Origin of the sequence: Citrobacter sp. RHBSTW-00671 (assembly GCF_014103415.1) — a bacterium.
Taxonomy (GTDB): Bacteria; Pseudomonadota; Gammaproteobacteria; order Enterobacterales; family Enterobacteriaceae; genus Citrobacter.
The window spans coordinates 3,488,889-3,513,842 of record NZ_JABXPR010000001.1 but is presented as its reverse complement, the minus strand read 5'-3'; the positions used below and the strand labels follow the sequence as shown (position 1 = coordinate 3,513,842).

Below are 24,954 nucleotides of genomic sequence, written 5' to 3'. Positions count from 1 at the left end.
TGTGCTCCTTGTTTACGGCGATTTATGCGGATTTAGGTAAAATGGCTTCAACGTCGCTGTGTGGACGTGGAATAACGTGACAGGATTTCACCTCTCCAACAGCACTCGCTGCTGCGCTTCCTGCATCTACTGCCGCTTTTACGGCACCGACATCCCCGCGGACCATCACGGTGATAAGTCCTGAGCCAATTTTTTCGTAGCCAACCAACTGCACATTTGCGGATTTCACCATGGCATCAGCGGCTTCAATAGCGCCGACAAGCCCTTTTGTTTCAACCAGTCCCAGTGCGTTATTCATACTGCTTTTCTCCTGTGGATTATGAGTGGCAGTCCCGGAAGGGGATGCCTTTTACCAGTCGCGCAGCGTTATTACCAATGCTCCGGCGAGCGTGGCTATTTTGTTGATATATCAGCGTAAAAAGTGGCGCTGAGGTGGGTAGATTCTTATAGTGCACAACCAGCTTTTCCCGGCTGCATCCAATGCCGACCAGCAACGGTGACTGACAGGCGGCCAGCCATGCGTTGTGGATAATGTCAGTCGAGTGAGTCTGTTGAATCACGAAGGGGATACCTTCTTCTTCAATGCCCAGCAGAACGTCATTCCAGATGTTTGCGCAGTCGCCCATGGCGACTATCACGATAGCGGGTGCCGTGAGGTTACTTTCCATGAGCGAATGCCTTGTACCAGGAGAGAATTAACCCCGTCGCAACCGCGTTGCGCGGGCCTTCCGTGCCCCGAATATTGCCGCGACCCGCAACCAGGCGATAATGAGCCAGTGCATCAGTAACCAGTTGCGGAACTTCGAAGTCCAGCGAGGAACCTCCAACCAGAACGACAAAAGGAATGTCCCGAATATTCCCGGTCGGGCTAACCTGTCGCAACGCTCTCAGCGCGTTGGTAACAAAAACACGCTCTTTAGCGCTGCGGCGAATGGCACGCACTTTTTCCAGCGCCAGATCGCCGGGCAGTGGCACCAGTTCATCCGGTTTGACAACGCATACGCGAGCGAAGACGGTCGGCGGGAGAGGTGTTGGGAAGAACTGGACGCTGCCATCTTCGTGGCGCAGGTGGAATAAACTCTCCACTTTCGCCAGCGGGTACTTCTTGATCTCTTCCGCCAGATAACGGTCATCCAGACCCAGTTCGCGGGCAATAATCATCGTGACCATATCGCCTGCGCCCGCCAGGTGTGTGGCAATAATGTCGCCCTTAGGATTAATGATAGAGGCGTCAGTAGATCCGGCCCCAAGATCCAGAATAGCCAGTGGACGTGTGGTACCCGGTGTGGTTAAGGCGCCCAGAATAGCGGCTTCGGCTTCGGCGCCGCCAACCTGCACGTCAATGTTGAGCTTTTGCGTGATTTCTTGGGCAATCATCGCCATTTGCAGACGATCTGATTTCACCATAGAAGCAATACCAACGGCCTGTTCCAGTGAAAACTCGCCGGCAAGTCCCCCGGTCACGCTGACTGGAACTGAAGTATCAACTGCCAACAGATCCTGAATAAAAATTTCATGACTGGGTTTGTTGGTTAATTCAGCCATTGTCTGGCGAACGTGCTCCAGCATGCCGCCAATATTGGTTCCCGCCTCTCCGGTGACGTTATCCAGTTTCGGGCATTCGCCAACCGCTTTCATAATTGCGTCGGCACCTGCCGCGACGTCGACGCGCACGGTTCGTCCTTGCGATTGCAGTTCCAGGTTTCCGGCTGGTATTGCACGAGCCTTCACATCACCTGACGGCGTTTTCACCACTACCGCAGAACGGTTGCCAATCAGTGCGCGGGCCATGGGGACAATGTTTTTGGTCTCGTCGGCATTAAGGCCAAAGACGGTTGCAATCCCGTAGGGATTAGAAAGGGTTTCGATAACCTTGCCTGGAACCGCGACCTCAATGGCAGCCAGCATACCCAACGGGATGCGGTCGATATGAAGGACTTCATCGACGATGGGCAGGGGATGAGTCAGACGATTACTGACCAGCACGCCATCGTCCTGCTGCAAAATAACGCCGGTTAACCGGTATCCGGCACGGACGGAGGCATTAATCATCGTGGCGACATCGGCAAAATCGAAAGCCGATGATACGACCAGAATATAGGGCGTATCCGCCGGACGACTGAGGAGGTCTTCCGGCGTAATAGTGACGCCCACGCCTAACCCGACGCCGCCCGGCGTTTTAGGGTTATGGCCGATCATGGTGGATTCTGTGATGATGGTTTCGGTTATCGTTTCCATCGCCACGTCACCAATGACCGGAGTGGCTTCGTTAATACGGATGAGCGAAATATCGCTGACATTGATACCGGCGTTTTTTGCCGCCAGCGTAAGTGCCTCCTGAATGCCAAACACATTACGTAATGTGCCTTTAATCCCGGTGGTTTCCGCCAGTGCGCTGCCGGTGATGCTCAGCGCGCCAGTCTCATCCAGGGTTGCCAGTGCGACTTCCGTTGATGAGTTTCCTATATCAATGCCAGCTATATATCGCATCGTTTCACCCTGACGTTAGTCGTCGCCTTTAAGTTTCTTACGCTCTACATACAGCGCTGCTGCTTCACGAACGAACGCGGCACAGATCTTCGCCTGATAGCGACTCTCCAGATCGTCGGCGATGGCCATCAACTCGTCTTTCGTTGAGCGATAAGGACGTAGCGCGTTGTAGATCTCAAGAATGCGGTCGTCAGGTACAGCAGTCAGTTCGGCTGCACGTTCGAAGTTCATCGCCAGTCTGTCACGGCCGGCGTCTTTGGCGATGTCCGCCTGAATACGCAGCGTTTCAGGCGTGATACGCATATCCTGCGCGGTCACTTTATTGCTCAGAACATTTTCGAGCGTGAAGTCATCCAACGTTTTGTTGGTTGCGGTTTTGACCCACTCAGGATGCTTATTCGCCAGGGGGTAATCCGTGACTTTTGCGGTATGTGCTGGAGCTGCCGCCGTAACGGGAGAGGTTGTTTCTCCTTGCAGGCTGTTCATCCGGCTCAACACATCCCGAACCATCGATTCAATTGCGTCGGTATTCATGGAGTTATCCTTTATCAAAGCGCCACGCGCAGTTCCTGCGGGTTTTTGCCCGTCACGACGTATTTGGTCTCTTTAATGTGCAAAATGGCTGATTTCGCCTGATACTTCGGACGCGCCATTTGGTCATTCAGCGTCGGGACCGGTTGCGGAGACTCACGCTTGGCGTAACGCGCGGCGTTCTTACCAATCTGACGGTAAGTTTCCAGCGTCAGCAGCGGCGCCTGTGGGAACAACTCCAGGTTAGAAAGCGGCGGTAACCCTTGCTGGTGGATAACCGTTGTGCCTTTGGACTGAATGCCAATTGAGATCCCGGAACCACTCAGGCGGTTACCTTCCACAGCCACAAACGCAACATCGGAAGATTTAAAGCAACGGATTACGCGTGCTTTAATTCCCTCTTCTTCAATACCGGCTATCACTTCGCGTAAAATATTTTTGTGCGGAATACCGACGATATTGACGGTTTGTGAGAGTCCAAACGCCGGACCTACGGCAATAATGACTTCGTCCTGCTGCTGACCTTGTTTGGCTTCGCCAATTTCGGTCAGAAAACTGTCACCCTGTACCGTTGCAGCCTGTGGCGCGCTGGTCGCGGCCGATGCGCGAAAAGAAACAGGTTTATCGCTGGTCTGCATTTCAGCCAGCACATCCTCAATTATCTGACGCAGCAGTTTTTCATTGATTTCCATTGTTCACCCCTTAGCCAAGCTCGTTGGGATCAAGTGCGCCAGGGATGTTTTTAATTTCTTCCCAGCGTTCGCCTTGCAGGCGATAACCTGTTGCCGGACCGGCATAATCGTTGACGTCATTCACTGCGGAAAGCACTTGTCCGTCGCCGACGATAATGGCGGAGGTATGCAGATAGTCTCCGGTTAACTTGGCTTTTTGGATGTTGAGCATGTCTTGCGCCACATCGGTAAACCCACCCTGAGCAAGGGCTTTCACCACTTCCAGGCCGTTGCGGTTTTTATTGATGATCTCTTGCGCAAATTTGATGTCTTCAACGATGTTACGCTCTGGCATATCTTTTGAACCGTGGGCGTAGGTCGCGGCCTCGACTTCTTCGTCGGTGATTGGCGGTAATCCCATCCCGGCGAATACGGCCTGCAGTGCGCGAGCTGCTTTATTACGAATGGCGATAACGTCTTCTTCACGCACCGGACGCAGACCACCGTCGACTTTCAGATCGCGCTGGATGACGTTGTAATCGTCAAAATCTTCGGCATCCTCGTTGGAACCGGCGAACATGTTGTCGTAGTTCGGAACAGCGGAATAACCAGATGAAATGAAATCTGTACCCGGTAAGAATTGCATCAGCAGACGAGCAGTACGACGCATATCGGAGTGGGTAAAGGTCTGGTCATTACTGGAGGCGCACTCCAGATCCAGTGACGAGCAGATCAGGTTTTCCGCCAGTACCGCGCGAATGCCTGATGGCACGGCAGACGGTACGCCAATGCAACTTACGGAACCGTTTTGCAAACCCTGAACGCCAGCTGCCTTGGTGATGTAAATGCAGCGCGCTTCCAGATAAAGCATCGATTTGCCTTCGGCGTAGCCCATCTGAACTTCTGAACCGGAGCCAGAAGTGAAGCGCATTTTCAGGCCGCGTGAGGCGTAAGAAGAGGCCAGAAAACCTTTTGACCATGGCGTGTCGTCACCGTCTGTAAAGACGGGTTCAGTACCGTAGACGGAGATGGTTTCTGCGTAACAGGTGTGGCCCAACATGCCGAGTTTCAGCTCGGTGGCTTCTTCCAGAGAACACTGAGTTAACACGCCAGGGCGTCCAACCTGCGAACCTACCAGCAGAGCAATCGCGTTAAACGGTGCGTAACGCGCAACAGCAACGGTTGTTTCCTGCTCATCAAATCCACGCCAGGCGCCTTCTGCCGCATCGGCGGCAATCTGTACCGGGTTGTCTTTGACGTTAGTCACGTGTGCTTGTTGAGATGGGGTACGGCGGGCACGCATTTTCTGCATTGCCATCATCATCTCAACGACGTTCATGTGCGAAACCACTTCCACAATTTTCGCTGGCGTCATTGCAGTGGTCAGAGGAACAATGTCCATACGCTTGACGTTGGGGTCGCAAAGCATATTGGCGAGTTTAACCGAGTCCATCGCCATCACCTCTTCAGCGCGAGCCAGGTTAATGCCGTAGCGTGCGATGAAGTGGTCAATCAGATCAAATTCACTGGCGGATTTACCGTCCAGCTCAGTGACCATTCCGTTGACGATTTTAATCGACGGCTTAGGGTCGTTCGGGCTTTCCATCGCAATGAAGCCTTCTTCGATCCACTCCTTAACGAAGCCGTCCTGATTCACAGGGCGTTTCGCCAGTGCTTCAAATCTTTTCGATCTCATGAATCAGCCTCACTGATATCAGATGTAGGACGGGCGGTCGTTTTTGGGTTCTGAGCCGAGGGTCGCCAGCACGGTTTTACCGATCTCACGGGCTGAGATAACGGCCTGACGCACAGCCCCGGAGTCACCGGAAATGACCAGAATGGCTTCGTTGCTAAAACTGGTGCCATGAGCGGGGGAACTGTAGGCCACCACTTCAACATTGGCGGATTTCAGCGCCGTATCGGCCATCAATACACCAACGGAGGCCGGAGCACCGACGATAACGCCACAGGCACGACCAATTGGCGCGCCAAAGGCTTTTTCCAGCGCGTAGCTGGCGCGTGCCGTGTATTGCATTTCGATGTGTCCGGCTTCATTGGCGTAGACATCGCCAAAGGTGCGATCCAGCTCTTTCAGCGCAACTTCAATCCCGCGCTTCACGTCAGAAACGTCGTTACCGCCTAAGATAATCAGCGAGCCGTGACCCGCGCCGCCTTTGGTATCACGAGGAAGCTCAATACTGACGACTTCAGTATTGGTGGCTTTTACCGCTTCATCGGCGGCCATGATGTGTGGGCCTGCGCCTGTGCGTGCGCCGAGGATACCGATGGAGCGATAGCGTTTTTCAAGTTTCATCGCGTCCAGTAAGGCACTGTCTACGTTGGCGATCACCAGACCGACGGTGTCGCCAATCGCAGTACCGACAAATTCCGTTAAACTGCAGCTCTTCTCTGCCATAGCCGTTTCTCGTGTTGGGTGAGTATTTTCAGGGATAGCTTGCCGTTCTGGCGTTGCCACACGAGCAATCACCTGCGCCATGATCTGTTCAACCAGCTCATTGCTGCTCATTAGCTAATTCCCTTCGGTAAGATTTTTTCGACATCGGTGTGAGGGCGTGGGATCACATGTACGGCTTTCACTTCTCCCACGTTGCGTGCGGCGGCGGCACCGGCATCTGTTGCTGCTTTAACCGCGCCGACATCCCCGCGAACAATGACTGTTACCAGCCCTGAACCAATTTTTTCGTAGCCGACCAGCATCACATTGGCTGATTTCACCATTGCGTCTGCGGCCTCTATGGCTGCAGTTAAGCCTTTGGTTTCTACCATTCCTAACGCTTCTTGTTGCATAAAGACCTCGCCTGGGTTGTCCCGATTTTCATGACTATAAAAAGAAGCGAGGAAAAAGAATGGCTGACTTGAAAGTGTGAGTGAAAAAATAGTGATGATAGGGTGATATAAAATTGCTATTATTTACAGTAATGTGTTGTTTTTAAAAGATTTATTAAATGTTGTCAATGTGACAAATTAGTTATGTTAATTCCATATTTACACTTTTGAAGGTGACAAGGTAAATATCATTTGCTATGCGATGAAAATGAAATTGTGATGGTTGTTTGAAAATTAACATCTGCTATAAGCAATATTTTATTATTTTATAAATATGCTTTTAATAAGGGTTTGGCTCATTAGGTGGCGTGTTTTTATAAAAGTGATGACAAGAATTTGCTATCACAACACGATTTTGACGCACATACCGCCCTCAGGTTGCCAACAATTTGCCGACACCGCTTTTTATAGTAAGTCTCGAAGTATTCTACGAGCCAGCAAGGAGACCGCTGGTAAAGACACGAACTCTGCTTAGAAGGTGTCACAATGAACGATTCACTAAAAGCGCAATGCATTGCCGAGTTTTTGGGTACCGGGTTATTTTTGTTTTTTGGCATTGGATGCCTGAGCGCCCTGAAAGTAGCCGGTGCCAGTTTAGGGTTGTGGGAGATCTGCATTATATGGGGACTGGGAATCTCTCTGGCAGTTTATCTGACAGCAGGGATCTCGGGTGCGCATCTCAATCCCGCTATCACCATCGCACTGTGGCTGTTTGCCTGTTTTCCTGGCCGCAAAGTGTTGCCGTACTCCATTGCTCAGGTAGCTGGTGCCTTTGGTGGCGCTCTGCTCGCCTATCTGTTGTATGGCAGTTTGTTTATCGAGTACGAAACCGCCCACCACATGGTGCGGGGCAGCCTCGAAAGTTTGCAGCTTGCTAGCATATTTAGTACTTATCCTGCCGCTGCACTCAGCGTCTGGCAGGCTGCACTGGTGGAAGTTGTGATTACCTCCATTCTGATGGGGATGATCATGGCGCTCACCGATGATGGCAATGGGATTCCCCGGGGCCCGTTAGCACCACTACTGATCGGTATTCTGGTGGCTGTTCTTGGGGCATCGACCGGGCCGCTTACCGGATTCGCCATGAATCCGGCTCGTGATTTTGGGCCAAAATTGTTCGCATGGATGGCGGGCTGGGGCGATGTTGCGATGACCGGGGGGCGTGATATTCCTTACTTTATTGTCCCGATCGTGGCACCTATCATTGGCGCTTGTGCGGGAGCAGCAATTTATCGTTACTTTATTGGCAAAAACTTACCGTGTAATAGCTGTAAGCTGGAGGAAAATGAGCGCTAGCTTCACGGAAAATGTTTATTTTTGAAATGTAAAAACTGTTTTCGTGATCGGGTTTCCTGAACCGCTTAAAAAGTCTCCCAAGAATGGGAGACTTTTGTTATGTTCGAATACGCCTTTTATCATTGCGTTGGATCGCGAGATGAAAAGCAGATGTAAATAATATGTTTTATCTATAACAATAAATTAACTGAGAGGTTTTATCATGATTTCTGCGAGTGCCCTGAACTCAGAACTCATTAATAAAATCGCACAGGATTTTGCGCAGGCCACCAGTCTGGCTGTTGTGGTTGTCAATATTCACGGTGATGAAATTTCTGAGCTTTTTAATTTCACTCCTTTTTGCCAGTTGATGCGCCAGCATCCTCAGCATAGTACGCGATGTCGTATGAGCGATCGCTGTGGGGGACTGGAAGCCTCAAAATCCGATCAACCCTGCATTTATCGCTGCCATGCCGGGCTTACTGACTTCTCCATTCCGCTGGTCATCGCGGGACATCTGGTTGGGTTTGTCTTATGTGGTCAGGTGCGCCTAAGCAATGACGTGGGGCTGGTGGATATTCTGAACGTGGACGACCGTTGGCAAGCCGATCCCGAACTGGTGAGTGAATTTCGTAATGTACCGGAAATGGACTATTCGCGGGTTATTGCTTCCGCGGATTTGCTAAAGCTCATTGTGGAAAATTGTCTTAAAAAACAACTGAATTTCGTCGTAATCAAAGACAATCCGCAACAGTCAGAGCCGGTGCGGGCTAATCGTAGCCCGAACCCTCATGACAGTAAAATGAAGAAAGCCTTGCGTTATATTGATGCGCATTTATCAGACGAGCTGCGTCTGGAAGATGTTGCCTCTCACGTTTATCTCAGTCCTTACTATTTCAGCAAATTGTTCAAAAAATATCAGGGGATAGGGTTTAACGCATGGGTAAATCAACAGCGAATGGCGAGCGCCAAAGAGTTGCTTTGTCATAGTGACTGGAGCATCGCCAGTATTGCGCGAAATTTAGGCTTTTCACAAACCAGTTATTTTTGCAAAGTTTTCCGTCAAACGTACCAGGTTACGCCGCAGGCTTTCCGGCAGCAAATAAATGTCATCTCATCTGAAGATACCGCTTAAATAGCAATAATTTGCTATTGCCGATTTTTGATATCGTACGCTATGTCTGTCATTATAAAATGAAAAATAACTACAGCAGTCAATAAATTGTCATAGCGCAACAAAATAATAGTATTTGAGGGATAAACTGCACCAGTTTTTATTTTTGTGATGAGATACAGTGTCTGTGTGAAAGACTTTCTTTATTCTTTAATGACGCTTTCATTACAAAAAATGAACATATGAATAAACGGGTTGAGGCCATAACATTGGTTGAATGTACCCGGCTAGATATTAAATTGAATTATTGTCATGAGGTCGTGAATTTGCCTCAAGACACAGAGCCAAATTAAATCGGCTCTTGAACTGACAGGTTTGCCACATTTGTGGTAGGGAAGGGGGTGATAATCCCCCGCAGCCCCCGCTGCTGTGATGCTGACGACCCCGTATAGACCACTGATCGCAAGATTGGGAAGGACGGGCGAGGACGACGCTAAGCCAGAAGACCTGCCTGTCGGTGACTACCAACAACTTCGGTGGGAAGTGGGTTGCGCAGATGCATACAGTCGAGAGACTGGGTATCTATACACCCCTACCACCCTGAACAGGATCAGGGTATGGCGGCCAGTTTTCACGCATTTGTTCTTGCAGGTACCGGTAGCGGCTGTGGCAAAACCACGGTGACGCTGGGCTTGTTGAGCCTGATGAAAAAGCGCGGTTTACGCGTCCAGCCATGCAAAGTCGGTCCTGATTACCTTGATACTGGCTGGCACACCGCGGTGTGCGGCACGGCTTCCCGCAATCTTGATAGCTTCATGCTACCCACCTCTACACTGAATGCCTTATTTTGCGAGCAGATGCAGCACGCGGATATTGCCGTTATCGAAGGCGTTATGGGGTTGTATGACGGCTATGGCACCGACCCTGATTACTGCAGTACTGCGGCGATGGCGAAACAGTTGGGTTGCCCGGTCATCTTGCTGGTTGATGGTAAGGCGGTTTCCACTTCGATAGCCGCCACGGTGATGGGATTCCAGCATTTTGATCCGAGTCTGAACATTGCAGGCGTGATTGTTAACCGGGTCAACAGCGAAACACATTACCAGCTACTCAAAGTTGCGATTGAGCGTTACTGCTCCGTACCTGTATTAGGCTACGTTCCCCGCATGGAAGGCGTCGCGCTCCCTGAGCGTCATCTGGGTCTGGTTACCGCTCGTGAGTCAGTTATCAACCAGCAGCCGTGGCAGGATTTTGCCGCGACGCTGGAACAGACGTTGAATATCGACGCGCTGCTGGCCTTAAGCGCGTCAAACAATCTTCCTGTCGGTGAATGGCCCGCACTGCCTGCTGCAGACGCAGGCGCAGGGTTAACGCTGGCCATTGCTGATGACGAGGCGTTCAACTTTTATTATCCGGATAACATTACGTTACTGGCGCGTACAGGCCTCAACATTGTTCGTTTTAGCCCGCTGCACGATACCTGCTTACCGGACTGCCAGATGATTTGGTTAGGCGGTGGGTATCCGGAACTGCATGCTGCGGCCCTGGCCCGTAATGTCACCATGCTGGAGCAACTGCGAGCGGCGCATCAGCGTGGCGTCGCTATTTATGCAGAGTGCGGAGGGTTGATGTATCTCGGTAGCTCACTGGAGGACAGCAACGGCGAGCGCTGGCTAATGGCGGATATCATTCCTGGGCATAGCAAAATGGGTAAGCGGCTGACCCGGTTTGGCTACTGCGAGGCACAAGCTACACAGCAAACATTGCTGGCAACGGCTGGTGAAGTCCTGCGCGGACATGAATTCCACTATTCCGATTTTACCCCTGAAATCCCGGCAGTGATGAATTGCCGCAAGGTGCGTGATGGCAAAACGCTGCAGGCCTGGTCAGGCGGATGGCAGGTCGGAAATACCTTCGCCAGTTATCTGCACGTTCATTTTGCCCAGCGTCCCGAAATGCTCAATCACTGGCTGGCCGCTGCGAGGAACGCGCTATGACGATACTCGCATGGTGCGTTGCCTGGCTGCTGGATTTTATCATTGGCGATCCGCAGAACTGGCCTCACCCGGTGCGCTGGATTGGCAACCTTATCTCCGCAGTCCAGCGAGTCATTCGGCGTTATTGCCATAGTGATAGCACGCTGAGAATCGGCGGTGCCGTAATGTGGATCGTGGTGGTCGGTGTGACATGGGGCGTTTCCTGGGGTGTGCTGACGCTGGCGAATTCCATTCACCCGTGGCTGGGATGGGGCGTAGAGGTGTGGATGATCTTTACCGTGCTGGCGGGGCGTTGTCTGGCGAATGCTGCGCTGGATGTTGAGCGTCCATTGCGTGCCAATAATCTCGCCGAAAGTCGGGAAAAACTCTCTTGGATTGTGGGACGTGATACCTCACAGCTGCAACCAAAACAGATCAACCGCGCCGTGGTAGAAACCGTGGCGGAAAACACCGTTGACGGCATCATCGCGCCGCTGTTCTTCCTCTTTCTGGGCGGTGCGCCGCTGGCGATGGCCTACAAAGCGGTGAATACCCTCGATTCAATGGTGGGGTACAAACATGAAAAATACCGTGCTATCGGCATGGTCAGCGCCCGTCTGGACGATGTCGCTAACTTTATTCCGGCAAGACTGAGCTGGTTGTTGCTGGGTGTGGCGGCGTTCTTATGCCGCCAGGACGGCGCACGCGCTTTGCAGATTGGCTGGCGCGATCGCTACAACCATAGCAGCCCAAACTGCGCGTGGTCGGAAGCTGCTGTGGCCGGCGCATTAGGTATTCGCCTGGGGGGACCCAATGACTACTTCGGCGAGCGCGTTGAGAAACCGTGGATTGGCGATCAACAACGAGACATTTCTGTAGACGACATTTCCCAAACGATTCGATTGATGTGGGTAGCATCGACCCTGGCACTGGCGCTTTTTATGGCGCTGCGCTGGCTGTGGCTCGGTGTCGCCTGAGGACAACAAAATGCACTATATCCAGCAACCTCAAGCGATTGAGGCCAAAAGTTTCGACATCATTGGCGAGATTATCAGTGAAACCCGCCCGGATTATCAGTTTGCCAGTCCGTTGCATGAAGCCATCATCAAGCGGGTGATCCACACCACCGCGGATTTCGACTGGCTGGACATTCTATGGTTTTCCAGTGATGTGCTGGAACAGTTTTGCGCTGCATTGAGTCGCCCGAGCGTGATTTATACCGACACCACGATGGCGCTTTCCGGGATAAACAAAACCCTGTTGGCAAAATTCGGTGGCGAATGCCGCTGTTACATCAGCGACCCACGTGTGGTGCGGGCTGCAAAAGAACAGGGGATCACTCGTTCAATGGCTGCAGTCGACATTGCCGTGAAGGAAGAGGGCGAAAAACTGTTTGTCTTTGGCAACGCGCCAACCGCGTTGTTCCGCCTGCTGGAGCATGATGCACCTGTCAGCGGTGTGGTTGGCGTACCGGTAGGATTTGTTGGCGCGGCGGAGTCGAAGGACGCACTGACACAAAGTCATCTGCCCGCCATTGCCGCATTAGGTCGCAAAGGTGGCAGTAACGTCGCTGCCGCCATCGTCAACGCCATGCTTTATCACATGCAGGGGGCGCGATGAGCGACCAGTCCTTCGATACGCCAGTGTGGCACAACGGTAAAGCGCTGCGTAAAGGGTACACCACGGGATCGTGTGCGACGGCGGCGGCAAAAGTCGCTGCGTTGATGGTGCTGCGCCAGCATCTGATCCATCAGGTTTCCATTGTGACGCCTTCCGGGGTGACGTTATGCCTGAACGTGGAGTCACCGCATATTGAAGGGCAGCAGGCGATTGCCGCCATCCGCAAAGATGGTGGTGATGATGTGGACGCCACGCATGGGATGCTGATCTTTGCCCGCGTGACGTTAGACGATAGTAAAGAGATCGTCTTACAGGGCGGTGAAGGTGTCGGTACGGTGACCCGTAAAGGAATTGGTTTACCGGTGGGCAGTTCGGCGATTAACCGGACACCTCGTCAGACCATTGAGTCCGCAGTACGTGAAGCGATTGGACCAAATCGCGGGGCAAACATCGAGATTTTTGCGCCTGAAGGTGAAGAGCGGGCGCAAAAAACCTACAACTCGCGCCTGGGGATTCTGGGCGGTATTTCGATCATTGGTACCACGGGCATTGTTACGCCGATGTCGGAAGAGAGCTGGAAACGTTCGCTATCGCTGGAGCTGGAGATCAAACGCGCGGCAGGGCTGGATCGCGTCGTACTGGTACCGGGTAATCACGGCGAACGTTTTGTGCGTGAACAGATGGGGATCGACACACAGGTTGTGGTCACTATGAGCAACTTTGTCGGTTACATGATTGAAGAAGCGGTGCGCCTGGGATTCCGCCAGATCGTGCTGGTGGGCCATCCCGGCAAACTTATCAAAATCGCGGCAGGGATCTTCCATACCCACAGTCATATCGCTGATGCCCGCATGGAAACGCTGGTGGCTCACCTCGCATTACTTGGCGCGCCGTTGGAACTGTTGACGCTGGTCAGCGACTGTGACACGACCGAAGCCGCGATGGAACATATCGAAGCATACGGTTTTCAACACATTTACAACCATTTGGCGAAGCGTATTTGTATGCGCGTCCTGCAAACCCTGCGTTTTACGAAAAATCCCCCGACCTGCGACGCCATCATGTTCTCTTTTGATAATCAGGTTCTCGGCAGCAATCGTCCGGTCGCGGAGATCGCAGAGGAGATGGAATGTTAACCGTTGTAGGGATGGGGCCCGCTGGGTTGCATTTGATGACGCCGGTGGCGCGTGACGCGGTTGCAATGGCCGACGTGCTGGTCGGTGGCAAGCGACATCTGCAGCAGTTCCCGGATTTTGCCGGTGAACGGTTTGCTCTTGGCGCCAATATTCCGGAGCTATTGCACTGGATCGGCGAACATCAGGCGCGAAACGTAGTGGTACTGGCCTCAGGCGACCCGCTGTTCTACGGCATTGGCACGCGGATGGTGGCGCATTTTGGTATTGAAAATGTACGCATTATTCCCGGTATTAGCGCCGTTCAGTATCTGTGTGCGCAAGCTGGTATTGATATGAACGACATGTGGCTCACCAGTAGCCATGGTCGCAGTGTCTGTTTTGATGAGCTGGCGCGACATCACAAGGTTGCGATGGTGACCGACGCGCTGTGTGGCCCGCGTGAAATTGCACAGCAGTTGGTGGCCAGAGGCAAAGGACATCGCTGGATGGTGATTGGCGAAAACCTGGCGATGGACAATGAACGTATCCACTGCCTGCCTGTAAGCAAAATTACAGCCGACTATGACATGAATGCAGTGGTGATCCTCGATGAAAGATGAGCTTTTTCTACGTGGAGAGAAAGTGCCGATGACCAAAGAAGCGGTACGTGCACTCGCCCTCTCAAAACTTGAATTACACCGCGCCAGCCATCTGATTGATATCGGCGCGGGAACCGGCAGCGTGTCGATTGAGGCGGCGTTGCAATATCCAGGGCTGCGTATCACGGCGATCGAGCGTAATCCGGATGCACTCAGGCTGCTGGACGAAAACCGTCAGCATTTTGCCTGTGCAAACATCGATATTTTTCCCGGTATCGCGCCGATGACGATTGCGGAAAAAGCCGATGCCATTTTCATGGGCGGTAGCGGCGGCCATCTGACCGATCTGATCGACTGGTCAATGCGTCAGTTACATCCCGCAGGGCGACTGGTGATGACGTTTATCCTTCAGGAAAACCTCAACACCGCTCTGGCTCATCTGGACCACCTTGGCATTCAGGGTGTGGATTGCCTGCAACTGCAGGTTTCCTCACTTGCCACGCTGGGTAGTGGTCACTATTTCAAACCGAATAACCCCGTATTTGTTATCGCCTGTCAGAAGGAAGGAACCCATGTCTGAGATTTTTGATCCCCGTAGTGTGTGGTTTGTTGGCGCAGGTCCTGGCGATCGCGAGCTGATTACCCTCAAAGGTTACCGGTTGCTCCAGCAGGCACAGGTGGTTATCTATGCCGGATCGCTGATTAACACTGAGTTACTGGAATATTGCCCGGCCGAAGCGGAATGCCATGACAGCGCCGAACTGCATCTGGAGCAGATCCTTGATCTGATGGAAGCGGGTGTGAAAGCCGGTAAAACCGTCGTGCGTCTGCAAACCGGTGATGTTTCCTTGTATGGCTCTGTGCGCGAGCAAGGCGAAGAGCTGACCAAACGCGGGATCGACTGGCAGGTGGTGCCTGGCGTTAGCGCATTCCTGGGGGCGGCTGCGGAGTTGGGTGTCGAGTATACCGTACCGGAAGTGTCGCAGAGTCTCATCATTACCCGTCTGGAAGGTCGCACGCCGGTACCGGAACGTGAACAACTGGAGTCGTTTGCCAGTCACCAGACATCGATGGCGATTTATCTTTCCGTCCAACGCATCCACCGGGTTGCTGAGCGTCTGATTGAAGGCGGTTACCCAGCGGCCACGCCAGTGGCGGTGATCTACAAGGCAACCTGGCCGGAAAGTCAGACCGTGCGCGGTACCCTGGCAGATATTGGCGACAAAGTTCGCGACGCAGGTATCCGTAAAACGGCGCTCATTCTGGTCGGGAACTTCCTGGGCTCGGAGTATCACTACTCCAAACTCTATGCGGCGGATTTTAGCCATGAATACCGTAAAGCCTGAATCACTCGCGCTATTTTGCCTGACCCCCGGCGGCGTTGTGCTTGCTAAACGTCTGGCGGCGATGCTGCCGGTAACCTGTTTCACCAGTGAAAAACTGCTGGAGGAGGGATTTATTCCTTTCGACAACGGTTTTGCTAACTCCGCGCGCGATGCGTTTGCGAATTACTCAGCGCTGATTTTTATCGGTGCAACCGGCATTGCCGTGCGTGTGCTGGCTCCGCTGGTCAACGACAAATTTTGCGATCCGGCGGTGGTGGTCATTGATGAACGTGCCCAGCATGTCATTAGTCTGCTCTCCGGTCATGCGGGGGGCGCGAATGCACTGGCGCGTTATCTGGCGGGAATGCTGGGGGCCGATCCTGTCATTACCACCGCGACGGATGTCAATGATATGGCGGCGCTGGACACGCTGGCGTTCCAGTTAAATGCCCGTATGAATGATTTCCGCTCGGCGGTCAAAATCGTTAACCAGATGTTGGTCAGCAACAAACGGGTTGGTCTGTGGTGGGATGACGAACTGGCACAGGACGTCAGCCATTGCGACCGCCGTGGATTTATCACGGTGACCGATCTCAATCAGCTGCCTGAACTGGATGCGCTGATTTGTATTACCTTGCGCAACAACTTGCCTGAACTGCCCGTTGTGCACTGGAAGCTGGTACCGCAGCGAGTGGTTGCCGGAATTGGCTGTCGGCGGGATACGCCGTTCCCACTGTTAGCTGCGCTGCTGGCACGCCAACTCGAAGCCCAGCGCCTCGACCCGCTGGCGTTAAAAGCAATTGGCAGCATCACGCTGAAAAAAGACGAACAGGGGCTTATCCAGCTGGCCTCCTGTTGCCGCGTGCCTTTCGAAACCTTTACCGCTGACGCGCTGCGTGAGCATGAACACCGTTTTCCGGCCTCATCGTTTGTTCGCAAAACGGTGGGGACAGGAAGCGTTTCCGGTCCTGCAGCCTGGCTGCTGAGCCACGGACAACTGTTAGGCGAAACCCTGCGCGAACAGGGCGTCACGATCACTTTGGGAGTTTCACACTGATGTTAAGCGTAATTGGAATTGGCCCTGGCTCGCAGGCAATGATGACCATGGAAGCCGTTGAAGCGCTCCAGGCGGCGGAAATCATTGTTGGCTATAAAACCTACACCCATCTGGTAAAAGCTTTCACTGGCGATAAGCAGGTGATCAAAACCGGGATGTGCAAAGAGATTGAACGCTGCCAGGCCGCAATCGAACTGGCGCAGGCTGGCCACAACGTGGCACTGATTAGCAGCGGCGACGCCGGGATTTACGGTATGGCCGGGCTGGTGCTTGAGCTGGTCAGCAAGCAAAAGCTGGATGTTGAGGTTCGGCTGATCCCTGGGATGACGGCAAGTATTGCCGCCGCCTCATTGCTTGGCGCACCGCTGATGCACGATTTTTGCCATATCAGCCTGAGTGACCTGTTAACGCCGTGGCCGGTAATTGAAAAACGTATTATTGCTGCCGGTGAAGCTGACTTCGTTATCTGTTTCTACAACCCGCGCAGTCGCGGTCGTGAAGGACATCTGGCGCGTGCATTTGAACTGCTTTCCGCCAGCAAGAGCGCACAAACACCAGTAGGTATCGTGAAGTCGGCCGGTCGTAAAAAACAGGAAAAATGGCTGACTACGCTCGGTGATATGGATTTTGAACCGGTGGATATGACCAGTCTGGTGATTGTCGGCAACAAAACCACCTATGTACAGGATGGGCTGATGATTACACCACGGGGCTATGTGCTGTGAATTACGGTGACGTGCTGGTTATGGGCGGCACCAGCGATGCGCGCATGCTGTGCCAGCAACTGGATGCGGCAAATGTCGCTTATACCCTGTCGGTGGCGACGCCAACAGGTAAGCAACTGGCAGGTGACATCAAAGGTCAGGTTCGCTGCGGGCGTCTGGAACGCGAACAAATGATTGCCTGGTTGCAGGAAAACCGGACGCGCTGGGTGATCGATGCTTCACATCCTTATGCCGAGGTGGTGAGCCGCAACATCATGAACGCCTGTGAAGCGGCCGGCGTGTTGTTGAGCCGCTATCAGCGACCTGAACAGTTGAGTGATTTAACTCACCCGCATCTGCACACCGTACAGAGCATCCAGCAAGCATGTGAAACAGCACGTCGTTTTGGCGAACGCGTGTTGCTGACGACCGGCAGTAAAGATTTGGCTATCTGGCGTGCAGGATTACCGGAGAAGACGCTGCTGGCACGCGTACTGCCTGTGCCAGAGGTGATTCAACAGTGCGCGGATCTGGGGTTTGGCGTGGGTGAAATCTTCGCGCTGTGTGGCCCGTTTAGCGCCGAGTTCAATGCCGCGTTTTATCGCCAGTGTCGGGCGGATGTGATGATCACCAAAGCGTCAGGCGCGGAAGGGGGTTATCAGGAAAAAGTTCAGCCCTGTCTGGATGCAGGTATTCCCTGCATCGTGATTACACGCCCGGCACCGTTGGTGACGGGAGAAGAATTACTGGAAAGTCAGGCCGCATTTGGGGCGCGTTTAACGCGCTGGCTGGCCGCTGCTTAAGGAGTAAGAGATGAAAAAGGCGCTTCTGGTGGTCAGCTTTGGCACCAGCTATCACGACACCTGTGAGAAGAATATTGTGGCTTGCGAGCGCGATCTTGCGGCCAGTTGTCCCGACCGCGATCTGTTCAGGGCATTTACCTCCGGGATGATCATCCGCAAGCTCAAACAGCGGGACGGTATTGAGATCGATACGCCGCTGCAGGCGCTGCAAAAGCTGGCGGAGCAGGGGTATCAGGATGTGGCTATTCAGTCGCTGCACATCATTAATGGTGACGAATACGAGAAAATTGTTCGTGAAGTCCAAAGTATGCGCCCGCTGTTTTCACGTCTGACTCTGGGGGTGCCGCTGTTGAGCAGTCACGATGATTACGCACAACTGATGCTGGCGCTACAACAGCAGATGCCGCCGTTAGGTGAGCGTGAAAAAGTCGTGTTTATGGGCCACGGTGCCAGTCATCACGCGTTTGCTGCTTATGCCTGTCTCGATCACATGATGACAGCGCAGCGCTTCCCGGCTCGCGTAGGTGCAGTGGAAAGCTACCCGGAAGTAGAGGTGCTGATCGAAAGCTTAGGTCAGGAAGGTGTGACGGCGGTTCATCTTATGCCGCTAATGCTGGTTGCAGGCGATCACGCTATCAATGATATGGCCTCCGATGAAGAGGACTCGTGGAAAACGTTGTTTAACGCAGCAGGCATTCCGGCTACGCCATGGCTCAGCGGTCTGGGTGAGAATCCGGCGGTTCGTGCCATGTTCGTCGCCCATTTACAGCAAGCGCTGAACGTGGCGCTGGAGGAAGCAGCATGAGTGGCAAATTGTATGCGCTGAGCACCGGGCCCGGTGCTGCCGATCTGGTCACCGTGCGTGCAGCACGCACCCTTGGGATGCTGGATATTCTTTATGCGCCAGCCGGGCGAAAAGGTGGCGATAGTCTGGCGTTGTCGATCGTACGTGAATATATCGGTGAGCAAACTGAAGTTCGCTGCTGCCATTTCCCGATGAGTGCTGATAGTGCTGAAAAAGAGGCTGTCTGGGATGAGGTCGCTGCTGCGTTGGTACAGGAAGTAGAAGCGGGTAAACAGGTTGGTTTTATTACCCTCGGCGATGCCATGTTATTCAGTACCTGGATCTTTTTACTCCAGCGTATTGGTAATCAAGATTGGTTAGAAATTGTCCCCGGCGTCACCTCGTTTGCCGCGATTGCGGCACGTTCAAAAACGCCGCTTGCTATGGAGCAACAGTCCCTGGCGGTGGTCTCCTGTACCGCGCCGGAAAGTGAAATCCAGCAGGCTTTAACACAGCATGACAGCCTGGTGCTGATGAAGGTGTACGGTCGTTTTGCGCGCATCAAAGCGCTGCTGCAACAAGAAGGCTTGCTGGACTGTGCATTGATGATGTCTGAAGCCACGCTGCCAGGTGAACAATGCTGGCGCCATCTGAATGAAGTGAGCGACGATCAGCCGCTACCTTATTTCTCAACCATTCTGGTTAATAAACAGTGGGAGTATGCACAATGAAGCTTGAACAACAGCTCAAACAGCTGTCTTTCAGCGGGTTAGCTGCGGCACTATTACTGATGATTGTTCCTGAGCAGGCGTTTGCGATGCACATTATGGAAGGCTTTTTGCCACCGATGTGGGCGCTGGCCTGGTGGCTGCTGTTTCTGCCTTGTCTGTGGTACGGGTTAGTACGTCTGCGCCAGATCGTGCAGGAAGATAACCACCAGAAAGTCCTGTTAGCCCTGTGCGGAGCCTTCATTTTTGTCCTGTCGGCGCTGAAAATTCCTTCCGTTACCGGGAGCTGCTCACATCCGACAGGGGTGGGGCTGGCGGTTATCCTGTTCGGGCCGGGTGTGGTGGCTATTCTTGGGGCAATCGTCCTGCTGTTCCAGGCGCTGTTACTGGCTCACGGCGGTTTAACAACGCTTGGCGCGAACGGGATGTCGATGGCGGTAATCGGCCCGGTTGTTGGGTATATGGTGTGGAAGTTGGCCTGTCGCGCGGGGTTGCGTCGTGATGTTTGCGTCTTCCTGTGCGCCATGCTGGCAGACCTCGTTACCTATTTCGTCACCTCTGTGCAGTTGGGCGTCGCCTTCCCGGATCCCTCTGCGGGGGCGATGGGATCAATTATCAAATTCATGGGTATTTTCTGTCTGACGCAGGTTCCAATTGCGATCGCAGAGGGGCTGCTAACCGTGATGATTTATGACCAGTTAACCAAACGCCAGTTGATTACCGCACAAGGACATTAACGATGAAAAAGACGCTGATTTTATTAGGGATGGTCATTGCGCTGGTGGTCCTGCCATTTTTCATCAACCACGGCGGAGAATACGGCGGTTCGGACGGTGAAGCGGAAAGCCAGATTCAGGCTATCGCGCCACATTATGAGCCGTGGTTCCAGCCATTGTATGAACCTGCAAGCGGCGAAATTGAAAGCCTGCTGTTTACGCTACAGGGTTCGCTGGGGGCTGCCGTGATTTTCTATATCCTGGGTTATACCAAGGGCAGGCAGCGCCGTGATGACCGGGCTTGACAGACTCAGCTACCAGAGCCGCTGGTTTCATGTTTCACCGCAGCGAAAATTCTTGCTCTGGCTGGTGATGATGATTCTGGCCTTTACTCTGCCCCCATTGGGGCAGGGTATCGAGATGTTGCTGATAGCGGCGCTCAGTTGCTGGCTGCTGCGGGTTTCTTTCTGGCGCTGGTGTCGTTGGATGGCGTTACCGTTTGGCTTTTTGCTGGTGGGCGTCGTGACGATTTTGTTTAGCGTCAGCCGCGACCCGCATACCTTACTGGCCAGCATGCCCGTGGGCAGTTTCTGGCTGGGGATCACCGCATCGGGCATACACACGGCCAATGAGACGTTCTGGCGAAGCCTTGCGGCGCTGGCTGCAACGTTCTGGCTGGTGCTGAATTTACCGTTTCCGCAGTTAATTATCCTGCTCAAACGTGCACATGTCCCACGGCTGATGACCGAGCTTATTCTGCTGACCTGGCGATTTATTTTTATCCTGTTAGACGAGGCACTCGCCATTCATCGCGCACAAACGCTGCGTTTTGGTTATCGTAGCTTGCCGTTGGGCTATCGCTCTTTGGCGATGCTGGTGGGATTATTGTTTACCCGCGTGTTGATCCGTTATCAGCAAATGACCACCACACTGGATATCAAACTGTATCAGGGTGATTTTCACCTGTAAGGAAAAGTATGCTTGCCACCTCAGCGCTTTGGTTTCGCTACCAGGATGACCCGATTCTCAAAGGGCTAACGCTGGACTTTTCTCAACATGCCGTCACCGGACTGGTGGGGGCCAATGGCTGCGGGAAGTCCACGTTGTTTATGAACCTGAGCGGTTTACTGCGCCCACAACAGGGGGCGGTGATGTGGCAAGGAAAACCACTGGATTACAGCAAGCGCGGCCTGCTGGCGCTACGTCAGCAGGTAGCAACGGTATTTCAGGACCCCGATCAGCAAATCTTTTATACCGATATCGACAGTGACATCGCGTTTAGCCTGCGTAATCTGGGCGTGGACGAGGCTGAAATTGCCCGTCGGGTGGACGATGCCTTGACGCTGGTCGATGCGCAACATTTTCGTCATCAGCCCATTCAGTGTCTCAGCCACGGACAAAAAAAACGCGTGGCGATTGCGGGGGCGCTGGTGCTGCAAGCGCAGTATCTGTTACTGGATGAACCCACCGCCGGTCTCGACCCATCAGGGCGCACGCAGATGATTGAGATAATCAAACGCATTGTGGCGCAAGGAAATCATGTGGTTATTTCCAGCCATGATATCGATCTCATCTATGAAGTCAGCGATGCGGTGTATGTTTTACGTCGCGGAGAAGTGCTGACGCACGGTACGCCGGGTGACGTGTTCGCCCGTACCGATCTTATTGAACAAGCCGGGTTAACTCCGCCATGGCTGGTGAAATTGCACACCGAGCTGGGTTTCCCGCTGTGTAAAACAGAGGCTGAATTTTTTAGCTGTATGCGAAAGAACGCACTGAAGGAGGCGTCATGACGCAGGCAATAATGTTGCAGGGAACGGCATCTGATGTTGGCAAAAGCGTACTCGTCGCCGGGCTGTGTCGTATTTTTTATCAGGATGGATTGCGTACCGCGCCGTTCAAATCGCAGAACATGGCGTTGAACTCTGGCATTACGCCGGAAGGAAAGGAGATGGGGCGCGCGCAAATATTTCAGGCGGAGGCGGCAGGGATAACGCCGGATGTGCGTATGAACCCTGTGCTACTTAAACCGACCAGCGATCGTAAAGCACAGGTCGTGTTGATGGGCAAAGTGGCAACCGATATGGATGCGGTCAGTTACCACGAGTACAAACCGCGGCTGCGTGAACAGATTATTTCAGTTTTTAACAGTCTGGCGCAGGAGTTTGACGTTGTCGTGCTGGAAGGGGCGGGCAGCCCGGCAGAAATCAACCTGCGCGATCGCGATATCGTCAATATGGGGATGGCGGAGATGGCGCGCTGCCCGGTCGTTTTGGTGGCGGATATCGATCGTGGTGGGGTATTCGCTTCCATTTACGGCACACTGGCGCTGCTGCATGACCATGAACGCGCCAGAGTCAAAGGCGTCATCATCAACAAGTTTCGCGGTGATGTGGCGTTGTTGTACTCCGGCATTGAACAAATTGAGGCGCTGACCGGCGTTCCGGTGTTGGGCGTGATGCCATGGCTGGATGTGGATCTCGAAGATGAAGATGGCGTCGCACTGCAAAAAGGGAAGTACGTACGCACGGATAAGCGAGATATTGAGATAGCCGTAGTCCAACTGCCACATATTTCTAACTTTACTGACTTCAACGCGCTTGCCGCTCAACCGGATGTTCGTGTGCGCTATGTGCGCCACCCGGAGGAGCTGGCGGGAGCCGATCTGGTGATCCTGCCGGGCAGTAAAAATACGTTGGGCGATCTGGTCTGGTTACGTGAAAGCGGTATAGCCCACAGCGTGTTGCAATTACACCGTCAGCGCGTACCAGTGATCGGAATTTGCGGTGGCTACCAGATGCTCGGAGACACCATCATTGATGATGTGGAGTCAGGACTCGGTACGCTGCCGGGGCTCGGGTTGCTGAATATCGTGACCCATTTTGCCCAGCATAAAACGACGACCCAGGTGGCAGGGGTGATGTCTTCCACGCTGCCGGACTGGCTGGCGGGTGTTGCGGAGCTATCCGTACGCGGTTATGAAATTCATATGGGTGAAACGCAATTAACAGAAGACTGCCAGCCCGTCATGACGCTGCATAAAAACGGTGGCGCTATGGCTGATGGTGCGGTGAGCTCAGACGGACTGGTATTGGGAACCTATCTGCACGGTCTGTTTGACAGTGATGAATTCACCCGTGCGCTGGTCAACGGTCTGCGTGAACGCAAAGGGCTAACCGCGCTGGATTCCACCTTCCAATACGCGCAATATAAATCGCAGCAGTTTGATCTGCTGGCGGATGCGATGCGGCAACACATCGATATTGAGAAAATTTATACCATCATGCAACAGCACCGGGAGCCAGTATGATGATTCTGGTGACTGGCGGTGCCCGCAGCGGAAAAAGTCGACATGCGGAAGCGTTAATTGCCGATTCCCCCCAGGTGCTGTATATCGCCACATCGCAAATTTTTGATGAGGAGATGGCAGCACGTATTCAACACCATCGCGATGGGCGTCCCGCGCACTGGCGTACTGCTGAGCGTTGGCAACATCTTGATGAGCTGATCACGGCGGTGAACGATCCGCAGGAAGCCATTCTGCTGGAATGTATCACCACGATGGTGACCAACCAGTTGTTTGCGCTGGGCGGTGACAGCGATCCTGACAGTTGGGATTATGCGGCGATGGAGCAGTCCATCGAAGATGAAATCCGTTCGTTGATCGCAGCCTGTCAGCGCTGCCCCGCAAAGGTGGTGCTGGTCACTAACGAAGTGGGAATGGGGATCGTTCCGGAGAACCGTCTGGCACGGCATTTTCGCGATATTGCCGGACGTGTTAACCAACGCCTGGCGGCGGCAGCGGATGAGGTCTGGCTGGTGGTATCAGGAATTGGAGTCAAAATTAAATGAGTAAGTTGTTCTGGGCAATGCTCTCTTTTATCAGTCGGTTGCCCGTTCCAACGCGCTGGTCGCAAGGGCTGGATTTTGAGCATTATTCACGCGGTATCGTCATGTTCCCCCTTATAGGTGTTGTGCTGGGGGGACTGACGGGGCTGGTCTTTATGGTGCTGCAACCCTGGTGTGGTATTCCTCTGGCCGCTCTGTTTGCCGTGCTGACGCTGGCGCTGCTGACCGGTGGTTTTCACCTGGATGGACTGGCGGATACCTGTGACGGCATTTTTTCTGCACGTCGACGCGAACGGATGCTGGAAATCATGCGCGACAGTCGACTCGGGACTCATGGCGGACTGGCGCTGATCTTCGTGCTACTGGCCAAAGTGCTGGTGGTGAGCGAACTGGCGCTGCGCGGGACGCCGATGCTGGCGGCACTGGCTGCAGCCTGCGTCGCTGGGCGGGGTAGCGCTGTTTTGCTGATGTATCGACACCGTTATGCCCGCGAAGAGGGGCTGGGAAATGTCTTTATTGGCAAAGTGAGTGGGCGACAAACCTGTGTCACGTTGGGGTTCACGGCGATCCTTGCGGCCGTCCTGTTTCCTGGCATGCGCGGTGTGGCAGCACTGGTCGTTACGTTGGTGGCGATCTTCATTCTTGGGCAGTTATTAAAACGCACGTTAGGTGGGCAAACCGGCGATACGCTGGGTGCGGCCATTGAACTTGGCGAGTTGGTTTTCCTGCTGGCTCTGCTTTGAGTCAGTC

At 53.5% G+C, this 24,954-nt stretch carries 29 protein-coding genes and 1 riboswitch; of the genes, 21 read left to right on the top strand and 8 right to left on the bottom strand.

The annotated features are described in order from the left end of the window. Positions 1 to 22: 22 nt before the first annotated feature. The 8 genes from pduJ to pduA are packed head-to-tail and all read right to left on the bottom strand — an operon-like array spanning position 23 to position 6,500. The gene (gene pduJ / locus HV261_RS16940; RefSeq protein ID WP_001057752.1) at positions 23 to 298 is read right to left on the bottom strand and encodes a propanediol utilization microcompartment protein PduJ; all 276 of its coding nucleotides are present in this window, start codon (positions 296 to 298) and stop codon (positions 23 to 25) included. A gap of 19 nt (positions 299 to 317) precedes the next feature. Further along, positions 318 to 668, bottom strand: a complete 351-nt coding sequence (locus tag HV261_RS16935; RefSeq protein ID WP_202038927.1) for a glycerol dehydratase reactivase beta/small subunit family protein — start codon at positions 666 to 668, stop codon at positions 318 to 320. Next, positions 658 to 2,490 (bottom strand): diol dehydratase reactivase subunit alpha, encoded by a 1,833-nt coding sequence (locus HV261_RS16930; protein WP_202038926.1) that lies wholly within the window; start codon positions 2,488 to 2,490, stop codon positions 658 to 660. Before HV261_RS16930 ends, HV261_RS16935 begins: the two co-directional genes overlap by 11 nt. Positions 2,491 to 2,505: 15 nt before the next feature. Next, on the bottom strand, positions 2,506 to 3,024 hold the full coding sequence (gene pduE, locus HV261_RS16925; protein WP_137382368.1) for a propanediol dehydratase small subunit PduE: 519 nt from the start codon (positions 3,022 to 3,024) through the stop codon (positions 2,506 to 2,508). 14 nt (positions 3,025 to 3,038) lie between these two features. Next, entirely contained in the window at positions 3,039 to 3,713 is a 675-nt protein-coding gene (gene pduD / locus HV261_RS16920) for a propanediol dehydratase medium subunit PduD (RefSeq protein WP_202038925.1), read from the bottom strand. A 10-nt stretch (positions 3,714 to 3,723) separates the two neighbouring features. Beyond that, positions 3,724 to 5,388, bottom strand: a complete 1,665-nt coding sequence (gene pduC, locus HV261_RS16915) for a propanediol dehydratase large subunit PduC (protein WP_005128020.1) — start codon at positions 5,386 to 5,388, stop codon at positions 3,724 to 3,726. Between the two features lie 18 nt (positions 5,389 to 5,406). Continuing rightward, positions 5,407 to 6,219, bottom strand: a complete 813-nt coding sequence (gene pduB, locus HV261_RS16910) for a propanediol utilization microcompartment protein PduB (protein WP_115643530.1) — start codon at positions 6,217 to 6,219, stop codon at positions 5,407 to 5,409. Beyond that, a complete protein-coding gene (gene pduA / locus HV261_RS16905; protein WP_003030255.1) occupies positions 6,219 to 6,500 on the bottom strand; it encodes a propanediol utilization microcompartment protein PduA in 282 nt (93 codons plus the stop codon). The genes pduB and pduA overlap by 1 nt, the downstream gene beginning before the upstream one ends. 525 nt (positions 6,501 to 7,025) lie before the next feature. On the opposite strand from pduA, the gene pduF reads away from it, so the two are divergent. The 21 genes from pduF (at position 7,026) to cobS (ending at position 24,947) form a co-directional block, all read left to right on the top strand. After that, positions 7,026 to 7,835: a propanediol diffusion facilitator PduF gene (gene pduF, locus HV261_RS16900; RefSeq protein WP_048211992.1), complete on the top strand. Its 810-nt coding sequence runs from the start codon at positions 7,026 to 7,028 to the stop codon at positions 7,833 to 7,835. Between the two features lie 202 nt (positions 7,836 to 8,037). Further along, the gene (gene pocR, locus HV261_RS16895) at positions 8,038 to 8,949 is read left to right on the top strand and encodes a transcriptional regulator PocR (protein ID WP_202038924.1); all 912 of its coding nucleotides are present in this window, start codon (positions 8,038 to 8,040) and stop codon (positions 8,947 to 8,949) included. A gap of 333 nt (positions 8,950 to 9,282) precedes the next feature. After that, positions 9,283 to 9,457, top strand: a riboswitch (cobalamin riboswitch). Between the two features lie 88 nt (positions 9,458 to 9,545). Continuing rightward, the gene (locus HV261_RS16890; protein ID WP_202038923.1) at positions 9,546 to 10,925 is read left to right on the top strand and encodes a cobyrinic acid a,c-diamide synthase CobB; all 1,380 of its coding nucleotides are present in this window, start codon (positions 9,546 to 9,548) and stop codon (positions 10,923 to 10,925) included. Further along, positions 10,922 to 11,881: an adenosylcobinamide-phosphate synthase CbiB gene (cbiB, locus tag HV261_RS16885; RefSeq protein ID WP_202038922.1), complete on the top strand. Its 960-nt coding sequence runs from the start codon at positions 10,922 to 10,924 to the stop codon at positions 11,879 to 11,881. Before HV261_RS16890 ends, cbiB begins: the two co-directional genes overlap by 4 nt. A gap of 10 nt (positions 11,882 to 11,891) precedes the next feature. Continuing rightward, positions 11,892 to 12,524, top strand: a complete 633-nt coding sequence (locus HV261_RS16880) for a cobalt-precorrin-8 methylmutase (RefSeq protein WP_040231934.1) — start codon at positions 11,892 to 11,894, stop codon at positions 12,522 to 12,524. Next, positions 12,521 to 13,660, top strand: coding sequence for a cobalt-precorrin-5B (C(1))-methyltransferase CbiD (gene cbiD / locus HV261_RS16875; protein WP_137382362.1), 1,140 nt, complete (start codon positions 12,521 to 12,523; stop codon positions 13,658 to 13,660). Before HV261_RS16880 ends, cbiD begins: the two co-directional genes overlap by 4 nt. Further along, the gene (locus HV261_RS16870) at positions 13,654 to 14,259 is read left to right on the top strand and encodes a cobalt-precorrin-7 (C(5))-methyltransferase (protein WP_202038921.1); all 606 of its coding nucleotides are present in this window, start codon (positions 13,654 to 13,656) and stop codon (positions 14,257 to 14,259) included. Before cbiD ends, HV261_RS16870 begins: the two co-directional genes overlap by 7 nt. Further along, positions 14,249 to 14,818 (top strand): decarboxylating cobalt-precorrin-6B (C(15))-methyltransferase, encoded by a 570-nt coding sequence (locus HV261_RS16865; RefSeq protein WP_137382360.1) that lies wholly within the window; start codon positions 14,249 to 14,251, stop codon positions 14,816 to 14,818. Before HV261_RS16870 ends, HV261_RS16865 begins: the two co-directional genes overlap by 11 nt. Further along, entirely contained in the window at positions 14,811 to 15,584 is a 774-nt protein-coding gene (locus tag HV261_RS16860; protein ID WP_202038920.1) for a cobalt-precorrin-4 methyltransferase, read from the top strand. The genes HV261_RS16865 and HV261_RS16860 overlap by 8 nt, the downstream gene beginning before the upstream one ends. Beyond that, positions 15,565 to 16,620, top strand: a complete 1,056-nt coding sequence (gene cbiG / locus HV261_RS16855; protein WP_202038919.1) for a cobalt-precorrin 5A hydrolase — start codon at positions 15,565 to 15,567, stop codon at positions 16,618 to 16,620. Before HV261_RS16860 ends, cbiG begins: the two co-directional genes overlap by 20 nt. Further along, positions 16,620 to 17,345 carry a precorrin-3B C(17)-methyltransferase gene (locus tag HV261_RS16850; RefSeq protein WP_048211983.1) on the top strand — a complete coding sequence of 242 codons (726 nt, stop codon included), beginning with the start codon at positions 16,620 to 16,622 and terminating at the stop codon, positions 17,343 to 17,345. Before cbiG ends, HV261_RS16850 begins: the two co-directional genes overlap by 1 nt. Continuing rightward, the gene (locus tag HV261_RS16845) at positions 17,342 to 18,127 is read left to right on the top strand and encodes a cobalt-precorrin-6A reductase (RefSeq protein ID WP_202038918.1); all 786 of its coding nucleotides are present in this window, start codon (positions 17,342 to 17,344) and stop codon (positions 18,125 to 18,127) included. The genes HV261_RS16850 and HV261_RS16845 overlap by 4 nt, the downstream gene beginning before the upstream one ends. 10 nt (positions 18,128 to 18,137) lie before the next feature. Continuing rightward, complete coding sequence (gene cbiK, locus HV261_RS16840) at positions 18,138 to 18,932, top strand: sirohydrochlorin cobaltochelatase (RefSeq protein ID WP_202038917.1); 795 nt, start codon at positions 18,138 to 18,140, stop codon at positions 18,930 to 18,932. Then, positions 18,929 to 19,642 carry a cobalt-factor II C(20)-methyltransferase gene (locus tag HV261_RS16835; protein WP_202038916.1) on the top strand — a complete coding sequence of 238 codons (714 nt, stop codon included), beginning with the start codon at positions 18,929 to 18,931 and terminating at the stop codon, positions 19,640 to 19,642. The genes cbiK and HV261_RS16835 overlap by 4 nt, the downstream gene beginning before the upstream one ends. After that, positions 19,639 to 20,376, top strand: coding sequence for a cobalt ECF transporter S component CbiM (cbiM, locus tag HV261_RS16830; protein ID WP_202038915.1), 738 nt, complete (start codon positions 19,639 to 19,641; stop codon positions 20,374 to 20,376). The genes HV261_RS16835 and cbiM overlap by 4 nt, the downstream gene beginning before the upstream one ends. Positions 20,377 to 20,378: 2 nt before the next feature. Beyond that, positions 20,379 to 20,660: an energy-coupling factor ABC transporter substrate-binding protein gene (locus HV261_RS16825; protein WP_202038914.1), complete on the top strand. Its 282-nt coding sequence runs from the start codon at positions 20,379 to 20,381 to the stop codon at positions 20,658 to 20,660. Beyond that, positions 20,647 to 21,324 (top strand): energy-coupling factor ABC transporter transmembrane protein, encoded by a 678-nt coding sequence (locus HV261_RS16820; protein WP_202038913.1) that lies wholly within the window; start codon positions 20,647 to 20,649, stop codon positions 21,322 to 21,324. The genes HV261_RS16825 and HV261_RS16820 overlap by 14 nt, the downstream gene beginning before the upstream one ends. Before the next feature lie 8 nt (positions 21,325 to 21,332). Continuing rightward, positions 21,333 to 22,148, top strand: coding sequence for an energy-coupling factor ABC transporter ATP-binding protein (locus HV261_RS16815; RefSeq protein ID WP_202038912.1), 816 nt, complete (start codon positions 21,333 to 21,335; stop codon positions 22,146 to 22,148). After that, positions 22,145 to 23,665 carry a cobyric acid synthase gene (locus tag HV261_RS16810; RefSeq protein WP_202038911.1) on the top strand — a complete coding sequence of 507 codons (1,521 nt, stop codon included), beginning with the start codon at positions 22,145 to 22,147 and terminating at the stop codon, positions 23,663 to 23,665. Before HV261_RS16815 ends, HV261_RS16810 begins: the two co-directional genes overlap by 4 nt. Continuing rightward, complete coding sequence (gene cobU, locus HV261_RS16805; RefSeq protein WP_202038910.1) at positions 23,662 to 24,207, top strand: bifunctional adenosylcobinamide kinase/adenosylcobinamide-phosphate guanylyltransferase; 546 nt, start codon at positions 23,662 to 23,664, stop codon at positions 24,205 to 24,207. Before HV261_RS16810 ends, cobU begins: the two co-directional genes overlap by 4 nt. Beyond that, complete coding sequence (gene cobS / locus HV261_RS16800) at positions 24,204 to 24,947, top strand: adenosylcobinamide-GDP ribazoletransferase (RefSeq protein WP_202038909.1); 744 nt, start codon at positions 24,204 to 24,206, stop codon at positions 24,945 to 24,947. The genes cobU and cobS overlap by 4 nt, the downstream gene beginning before the upstream one ends. Positions 24,948 to 24,954: the final 7 nt, after the last annotated feature.